The organism is Ferroplasma sp. Type II (assembly GCF_000496155.1).
The window spans coordinates 1-1,685 of the sequence record NZ_KI542854.1 but is presented as its reverse complement, the minus strand read 5'-3'; the positions used below and the strand labels follow the sequence as shown (position 1 = coordinate 1,685).

The window sequence follows — 1,685 nt, the reverse complement described above, 5'->3', positions numbered from 1 at the left end:
ATTTTTATAATTCCATTGGGTTGGTTTTCCAGTGATACCTCGTCGAACTCATAGCACCCTATTCCATTTTCACCATGAAAATCCTCGAGATAATGATGCCTAACAAGAGGTTTATATGATCCAGGGTATACTGGGCAACCCAGTTGAAGAAGATTGGTTATACCGGTAGTATTTCTGTATGTATTTTCCAGTGTTGAATTTCCTGAAGCTGCCACAATGAATTCAGGAAATATCCGGTATTTATTCAGGAGTATCATTGCAAATGCATCATCAATGCCTGTGTCCACATTGAGAATAAGTTTACCCATTTATGTTTATATTATGTTAATAAAAATAATTTGCTATTGCATATTATCGGGTATTTAGCAATTCACTAAGAATCCGTTTGATACAGATTGATTCTATTTAGGGAATTGAAATCAATTGCCACAGGTGGAGAAGAAAGTTCTAACATGGGCATTATTGGAAATATTATCAACACAGATATGGATATGAATATAATAATCTATATCTTGATAAGCTATATATATCTCCAAGATGCCCCGATGCATTTACTGAATGTTCCCCATGGGAACATTTTACGGATAATGATGCTCTTCTTGCAAAAGAACCAGCAGCGAAAATCATATCCTATGTAAAAGAGGTGGTATCCAATTGCCAATAAATGAGGAAATTGAAATTAGAAAAGAAAAACATAGACGCACATTAAATCTACTGAACCAGTATGCAACAGAGTTATCCAGAGAATTGGGGAATGTAACCTTTATATTGTTTGGATCATACGCCAGGGGAGATTTTAATTTGTGGAGCGATATAGATATAATAGTTATATCGGATAAATTTAAGAATATAAGATTTTTAGATCGCCCATATATTCTGCCTGAACTGTATGATGAAATCAATTATGCTGATATAATTTGTTGGGATTATATGGAAGCACAAAAAATGCTTTTAAAACCATCATGGAAAGAGGCGTTAAAAAATTCTATAACAATAAAAGATGACTATAAATTGATGTAATACAAAGTATAACAATCGAATATTGATTATGCTATTTTATTCAACAGAGTAGGTAGCCGGTAATTAAGATTTCAGCATTTGAGTGTTATCTTACCTACTGTCACAATTTTTGATTTTATATATGATATACAAAAATCTGAGCCCGCCGGGATTCGAACCCGGATTATAGGCTCCGGAGGCCTATATGATAATCCGTTACACCACGGGCCCCTAAGATTTATAACCTATATCCCTGAGAAGTTTCCTGCGTTTTTCTTTGTCCGAATCCTGTTCAACTCCTACTGGGGAATAGCCATCCGCGATCCCTATTATAGCATTTGTATTTTCTGTTTTTGCCAATATTACCTTAAGCGGATTTGCAGTGGCAGCAAAGATTGTTCCCACTTCCTGGCTCATTTTCAGTTGTGGTAATATGCTTATGGGAAAGGCATTTTTCAGGAGTATAATAAAAGTATGCCCGGCTGAAATTGCTTTTATATTGTTTATGCCATAATCTATTAATTCTTTGCTATTTCCTTCATAGCGGATTAATTTATCACCGGAAGCTTCAGAAAATACTATAGCATATTCACATGCCGGAATTATTGTTTTTATTATCTCATTTATATCTTCAACCGTCTTGATGAAATGGGAATAACCCAGTATAACATTCACGCCATCGGGTT

General features: G+C 34.8%; 3 protein-coding genes and 1 tRNA gene. 1 reads left to right on the top strand and 3 read right to left on the bottom strand.

Annotated elements, in window-relative coordinates:
• A partial coding sequence (locus AMDU4_RS13970) for a nucleoside hydrolase (RefSeq protein ID WP_290705613.1) occupies positions 1 to 308 on the bottom strand: 308 nt, incomplete at its 3' end.
• A 346-nt stretch (positions 309 to 654) separates the two neighbouring features.
• Here AMDU4_RS13970 and AMDU4_RS13965 point away from each other — a divergent pair.
• Positions 655 to 1,020: a nucleotidyltransferase domain-containing protein gene (locus tag AMDU4_RS13965; RefSeq protein WP_021788565.1), complete on the top strand. Its 366-nt coding sequence runs from the start codon at positions 655 to 657 to the stop codon at positions 1,018 to 1,020.
• Positions 1,021 to 1,157: 137 nt separating this feature from the next.
• On the opposite strand, the gene AMDU4_RS13960 is transcribed toward AMDU4_RS13965, so the two are convergent.
• Together AMDU4_RS13960 and AMDU4_RS13955 are read right to left on the bottom strand one after the other, a co-directional pair.
• Positions 1,158 to 1,230: transfer RNA gene (locus AMDU4_RS13960), tRNA-Arg, on the bottom strand.
• Positions 1,231 to 1,685: adenosine-specific kinase (locus AMDU4_RS13955; RefSeq protein WP_021788564.1), on the bottom strand; the 455-nt coding region annotated here is incomplete at its 5' end.